The following is a 6,022-nucleotide window of genomic DNA, read 5'->3' as shown; positions in this document are numbered from 1 at the left end:
CCCCGGGTGGTGGGCTGGTCGCGCAGTTCCCCGCGCCCCCTTACGGGGCTACGCCCCGAAGGCGCTCCAGGGCCTCGGACAGAAGCCGCTCCGCGTCCTCGTCGTCGCGGCGCTCCAGCTCGAACGCCAGATCGTGCGCCGTCAGTGCGATCTGATCGCCGACGACGTACATCCCGACGTCCGGAAGCTCCGTCGGCGCCCCCGCCATCCTCGCGAAAGCACGGGCCAACTTCAGCCCTGCGGGGGCTAGTTGGGAGAGTTTGCCGGCCGGCATCGCGCGGAAGCGGTCCGCGGCGCGTTCCGCCGCGGCGAGGAAGAGCGTCGTATCGGGCACGCGCCAAGGCTATGCCTGTTGCCAAGCGGAGCATCGCGCGGGACAGTCGGGAGACGGACCGCTCAATCCGGAGGCGCCTTGTGACCCTCATGTACTCCGCCGAGACCCACCAGAACCTGCTGTCCCGCATCCCCGACGTGACCGGCCGCCCGCTGAGCGAGTGGCTGAAGGCCGTGGAGGACGGGCCGAGCCTGATCCGCTGCGAGGAGAAGATCGACTGGCTGCGCCGCGAGTACAACCTCTCGCACGGCTACGCCAAGGCGATCGTCCACGAGTACGACCTGCGCCGGGCCGCCGCCCGCATGTGACCCCGCCCCGCACCACCCCGCGGCGGCGCCAGCTGTGGGCTCCGGGCCTCCGCGCGGAGCCCCCACAGCAGCCCGCACGCCGGCCCCGCACGTCCCTGCGTACGCCCCCGCGCGCCCTCGCGCGGGCCGACACGGCCGGGCACCGGTGGTGATGGAAGTGCCCGGAACCGGACTCGAACCGGTACGGCCTTGGCGGCCAGCGAGGTTTAAGCTCGCCGTGTCTGCGTTCCACCATCCGGGCCCATCCCCTTGCCCCTGAGCCTAGTCCCAGCAGCAGCCCCGATGCGCACGAGTGCGCGGAAGTTGACTGGTTTCCTTGCCTTTTGACGGTCCATCGGCTTTTTCCGCCCGCCTTGGCCGGACGGGAGGCCAGGGGTCTCCCCGGGGCCGGGTCAGGGGCGAGGAGGAGCACCGTCATCCCGGAGGATGACGCCAACTCACATCCGGCGGCCGACTACACGGTGTGATCACCCGGCGAGGATGGACGGCGAGTCCATCCCCGATCCGAGACGGAGTTCCGCCGTGACCACCACAGCCCTGCGCGCCGCCGCGGCCCGCGCCACAGACCTGACGAAGGTCTACGGTGAGGGCGACACCAGGGTGACCGCCCTGGACCAGGTCTCGGTCGAGTTCGCCAAGGGCGAGTTCACCGCGATCATGGGGCCCTCGGGCTCCGGCAAGTCGACGCTGATGCACTGCATGGCCGGTCTGGACTCGGTGACCTCCGGCTCCGCACGGATCGGCGACACCGAGCTGGTCGGGCTCAAGGACAAGCAGCTGACCAAACTGCGCCGGGACCACATCGGCTTCATCTTCCAGGCCTTCAACCTGCTGCCCACGCTCACCGCGCTGGAGAACATCACCCTCCCCATGGACATCGCCGGCCGCAAGGCCGACCAGGCGTGGCTGAACCAGGTGGTCGACACCGTCGGCCTGCGCGACCGGCTCGGGCACCGGCCGTCCCAGCTGTCCGGCGGCCAGCAGCAGCGCGTGGCCTGCGCCCGCGCGCTGGCGAGCCGGCCGGAGATCGTCTTCGCCGACGAGCCCACCGGCAACCTGGACTCCCGTTCCGGCGCGGAGATCCTCTCCTTCCTGCGCTCCTCGGTCCGCGAGCTCGGCCAGACCATCGTCATGGTCACCCACGACCCGGTCGCCGCCTCCTACGCGGACCGCGTCGTCTTCCTGGCCGACGGCCGGATCGTGGACGAGCTGTTCGACCCGACCGCCGACAGCGTGCTGGACCGGATGCGCCGGTTCGACGCCAAGGGCCGGACCAGCTGAGGGGCCTGAAGAACCGTCATGTTCAAGACCGCACTGCGCAACGTCCTGGCCCACAAGGGACGGCTGCTGATGACCGCCCTGGCGGTGCTGCTCGGCACCGCCTTCGTCGCGGGCACCCTGGTGTTCACCGACACGGCCGCCGGAGCGCTGAAGAACAGCGCCAAGAAGGACCTGTCCGGGATCGCCGTCCAGATCACCGACCACGGACAGGGCGGCGGCGTCCGCGGCAACGCCGGCTCCGGCAGCACCGCGCTCGGCGCGGCCCAGCTGGCGAAGCTGAGCCGGCTGCCCGGAGTGGCCGGCTGGAAGGCCTCCGTCGACGGCTTCGCCGGCGTCGCCGACAAGCAGGGCAAGCTGATCGGCGACGGCTGGTCCACCACCGGTGCCAACTACCCGACCGGCGCCGCCGGTTCGGACGACTCGCTGACCCTGCTCGCGGGCGCCGCACCCACCGCCGCGGGCCAGATCGCGCTCGACAAGGCCACCGCCGACAAGGGCGGGTACCACGTCGGCGACACCGTCCGCATCGCCGTCAACGGCCCCGTGCTGACGCCGAGGCTGACCGGCATCGTCGCCACCAGGGACGGCAGCGTCAACTCCGGCGGCTCGCTGGTGCTGTTCGACACCGCCACCGCCCAGAGGCTCTACGCCGCCCCCGGCTTCTACCAGCAGATCGACCTGCGGGCCGCCCCCGGCACCAGTCAGCGGCAGCTGCTGGACGAGGTGGACGCGGTCCTGCCGCACGGCAAGGGCGTCGAGGCCCGCACCGGGCAGCAGCTGATCGACGACCAGTCCAAGGAGATCGCGGACGCCACCGGCTCGCTCAACACCGCCTTGCTGGCCTTCGCCGGGATCGCGCTGTTCGTCGGCATCTTCATCATCGCCAACACCTTCACCATGCTGGTCGCCCAGCGCACCCGTGAGCTGGCGCTGATGCGGGCCATCGGCGCGAGCCGCCGCCAGGTGACCCGGTCGGTGCAGCTGGAGGCGCTGTTCATCGGCCTGTTCGCGGGCGTCGCCGGACTCGTCGTGGGCATCGGCATCGCCGTCGGCATGCGGGCCGCGCTCACCGGCGCCGGAGCCAACCTGCCCAGCGGACCGCTGGTGATCTCGCCGACCACCGTGGCCGCCGCCCTGGGCGTCGGCGTCCTGGTCACCCTGCTGGCCGCCTGGCTGCCCGCCCGCCGCGCCGCGAAGATCCCGCCGGTCGCCGCGCTCGCCAGCGTGGACGCCCCGGCGACCCAGCGCGGCCTGCTGGTGCGCAACCTGATCGGCGCAGCGCTGAGCGCGCTCGGCGTCGTCCTGGTCGCCGTCGGCGCGGCGGCGGGCGACAGCTCCGGCTACGCCCCGCTGGGTGCCGGTGCGGCGCTGACGATGATCGGCCTGTTCGTGCTGACGCCGCTGCTCTCGCGCCCGGTGATCGCGCTGTCCGGGCCGCTGCTGGGCCGGTTGTTCGGCGTCTCCGGCAAACTGGCGCGGCAGAACGCGGTGCGCAACCCGCGCCGCACCGCCGCCACCGCCTCGGCGCTGACCATCGGCATCGGGCTGATCACCGCGCTGACCGTGGTCGGCTTCTCGATGCAGACGACCATCAAGTCGGTGACGACCAGTCAGCTCCGTGGCGACTACCAGGTCTCCATGGCCAATCGCAGCAGCCTGGACGGCAGCGTGGCACGGGCCGTGGCCAAGGCCCCGGGCGTCACCGCGGTCAGCCCGATCCAGCGGGACTACTTCCGGGTGGCCGGGACCGGCGCGCAGATCAGCGGCGTGGACCCGGCGACCGTCGAGCAGACGGTCAAGGTGGGCGCCCAGCCGGGCGCGGTGGCGAAGCTGGCCGAGCCGGACACGGTGATGGTCGAGGAGTCCGCCGCCAAGGCGGCGCACGTCGCGGTCGGCGACCGGGTCGCGTCCGCGATCGGGACGCTCACCGTCGTCGGCACCTATCCGTCCAACATCTACCTGGAGGACGCCACCGTCTCGAACGCCACGCTGGCCGCCCACCACCGCGCCGCGGACGTGAAAGCCGTGCTGGTGAAGACGGCTGACGGTGCGTCGGACCGGGAGCAGCAGGCCATCGTCGACGCACTGGGCCAGAACCCGCTGATCCAGGTGCACGACAAGCAGCGGCTGCAGGATGACTTCAGCAGCGTGATCACGCTGGCCATGAACATCCTCTACGGTCTGCTCTCGATGGCCGTGGTGATCGCGGTCCTGGGCGTGGTGAACACGCTGGCCATGTCGGTGTTCGAGCGCAAGCGCGAGATCGGCATGCTGCGCGCGGTCGGCCTGGACCGGGTGGCGGTCAAGCGGATGGTCCGCCTGGAGGCGGTGGTGATCTCGCTCTTCGGCGGAGTGCTGGGCCTGGCGGTGGGCGCCTTCCTGGCCTGGGCGGTGGGCCGCACCATCCACGGCAGCCTGGCCGCCTACGGCACCTCGCTGCCCTGGGACCGGCTCGGCCTGTTCCTGCTGGCCTCCGGCCTGGTCGGCCTGGTGGCGGCGCTGTGGCCGGCCCGCAGCGCGGCCCGGCTGGGGATGCTCCAGGCCATCAAGTCCGAGTAGCCGCACGCACGCCGGAAACGCANCCCCCGAACCGGAACGGTTCGGGGGCTTCCTCCTGTGGGCAGCGGTGCCGGTATGAGCACCACGGTCGCGGTCCGGCGACGCTGCCGGGCTCGGATCAGGACGCGGGGTCGGACTGCTTACGCAGAGACCTTCTCAGCGGCCTTCTCGGTCGCCTTCTCGACGGGCTTCGGCGCGGGGGCCGCGGCCTCGACGAAGGTCTCGCGCGGGCTCTCCATCTCCACCAGGGAGACCGTCTCGCGCTTGAGGAACATGGCCAGCGTCCAGTCGGCGAACACGCGGACCTTGCGGTTCATCGTGGGGACGCGGGAGCCGTGGTACAGGCGGTGGAACCACCAGGCGGGGCGGCCCTTCAGCTTGTACTTGCCGAAGAGGATCGCCACGCCCTTGTGCAGGCCGAGGCCGGCGACCGCACCCAGGTTCTTGTGCTTGTACTCCTTCTGCGGGAAGCCGCGCATGCCGGAGATGACGTTGTCGCCGAGCACGATCGCCTGGCGCACCGCGTGCTGCGCGTTCGGCGGGCACCAGGCGCCCTCGCCGACGGCGAGGTCCGGCACCTGGGCGTTGTCGCCCGCGGCCCAGACGTTGTCGAAGCCCTGGACCTGCAGGGTCGGCTTGGTGTCCACGTGGCCGCGCGGGCCCAGCGGCAGGCCGAAGTTCGCCAGCGCCGGGTTCGGCTTGACGCCGGCCGTCCACACGATGGTGGAGGCGTCGACCTCGATGCCGTTCTTCAGCACGACGTGCTTGTCGACGCAGGACTCCATCGAGGTCTCGATGTAGATCTCGATGCCGCGCTCCTCGAGCTTCTCCTTGGTCCACAGACCGAGGTCCGGGCCCATCTCGGGGAGGATGCGGTTGGCCGCCTCGACCACGATGAAGCGCATGTCCTCGCGCTTCACGTTGTGGTAGATCTTCGCGGAGTCGCGGGCCATGTCCTCGATCTCGGCGATCGTCTCGATGCCAGCGAAGCCACCGCCGATGACGACGAAGGTCAGCGCCTGCTTGCGCACCTTCTCGTCGTTGGTGGACTCGGCCTTGTCCAGCTGGGCGATGACGTGGTTGCGGAGGCTGATGGCCTCCTCGACCGACTTCATGCCGATGCCGTGCTCGGCCAGGCCGGGGATCGGGAAGGTGCGGGAGACCGAGCCCATCGCCACGACGAGGTAGTCGAAGGGGAGCTCGTAGGCCTCGCCCGCGGCCGGCTGCACGGTGGCAACCTTGCGCTCCTGGTCGACGGAGGTGACGTGACCCGTCAGGACCTCCGCCTTCTTCAGGACGCGCCGCAGCGGGGCGACGAGGTTGCGAGGCGCGACACTGCCGGCCGCAGCCTCGGGAAGGAAGGGCAGGTACGTCATGTACGACCGCGGGTCCACGACCGTGACGGTCGCTTCGCCGTAGCGCATCTTCTTGAGGATGCGCATCGCGGCATACAGGCCGACGTAACCACCGCCGACGATAAGAATGCGAGGACGCTCCGTGGTGCTCATATCCGAAAGTATCCAGCACGTCTGACACTGGC

5 protein-coding genes and 1 tRNA gene are annotated in these 6,022 nt (G+C 70.9%); 3 read left to right on the top strand and 3 right to left on the bottom strand.

Features of this window, described 5'->3' with window-relative positions:
• Window positions 1-40: 40 nt before the first annotated feature.
• Entirely contained in the window at window positions 41-334 is a 294-nt protein-coding gene (locus tag ACFP3V_RS03015) for a hypothetical protein (protein WP_380579357.1), read from the bottom strand.
• Window positions 335-423: 89 nt separating this feature from the next.
• On the opposite strand from ACFP3V_RS03015, the gene ACFP3V_RS03010 reads away from it, so the two are divergent.
• Entirely contained in the window at window positions 424-642 is a 219-nt protein-coding gene (locus ACFP3V_RS03010; protein ID WP_380579368.1) for a DUF4287 domain-containing protein, read from the top strand.
• A gap of 158 nt (window positions 643-800) precedes the next feature.
• On the opposite strand, the gene ACFP3V_RS03005 is transcribed toward ACFP3V_RS03010, so the two are convergent.
• A tRNA-Leu gene (locus ACFP3V_RS03005) sits at window positions 801-883 on the bottom strand.
• 239 nt (window positions 884-1,122) lie between these two features.
• Here ACFP3V_RS03005 and ACFP3V_RS03000 point away from each other — a divergent pair.
• On the top strand, window positions 1,123-1,923 hold the full coding sequence (locus tag ACFP3V_RS03000) for an ABC transporter ATP-binding protein (RefSeq protein WP_380579355.1): 801 nt from the start codon (window positions 1,123-1,125) through the stop codon (window positions 1,921-1,923).
• Window positions 1,924-1,941: 18 nt separating this feature from the next.
• Complete coding sequence (locus ACFP3V_RS02995) at window positions 1,942-4,482, top strand: ABC transporter permease (protein ID WP_380579353.1); 2,541 nt, start codon at window positions 1,942-1,944, stop codon at window positions 4,480-4,482.
• A 140-nt stretch (window positions 4,483-4,622) separates the two neighbouring features.
• On the opposite strand, the gene ACFP3V_RS02990 is transcribed toward ACFP3V_RS02995, so the two are convergent.
• Window positions 4,623-5,990 carry an NAD(P)/FAD-dependent oxidoreductase gene (locus ACFP3V_RS02990; protein ID WP_380579351.1) on the bottom strand — a complete coding sequence of 456 codons (1,368 nt, stop codon included), beginning with the start codon at window positions 5,988-5,990 and terminating at the stop codon, window positions 4,623-4,625.
• Window positions 5,991-6,022: the final 32 nt, after the last annotated feature.

Origin of the sequence: Streptacidiphilus monticola (genome assembly GCF_042658505.1) — a bacterium.
GTDB classification, from domain to species: domain Bacteria; phylum Actinomycetota; class Actinomycetes; order Streptomycetales; family Streptomycetaceae; genus Streptacidiphilus; species Streptacidiphilus monticola.
Note: the sequence above shows the minus strand (reverse complement) of the source record. Positions and strands in the feature narration are given on the sequence as shown.

Excerpts from the sequence above, each read along its gene's own strand:
- ACFP3V_RS03000 (WP_380579355.1), top strand. The coding sequence starts at position 1,123 with ATGGACGGCGAGTCCATCCCCGATCCGAGACGGAGTTCCGCCGTGACC.
- ACFP3V_RS02995 (WP_380579353.1), top strand. The coding sequence starts at position 1,942 with ATGTTCAAGACCGCACTGCGCAACGTCCTGGCCCACAAGGGACGGCTG.
- ACFP3V_RS03010 (WP_380579368.1), top strand. The coding sequence starts at position 424 with ATGTACTCCGCCGAGACCCACCAGAACCTGCTGTCCCGCATCCCCGAC.
- ACFP3V_RS02990 (WP_380579351.1), bottom strand. The coding sequence starts at position 5,990 with ATGAGCACCACGGAGCGTCCTCGCATTCTTATCGTCGGCGGTGGTTAC.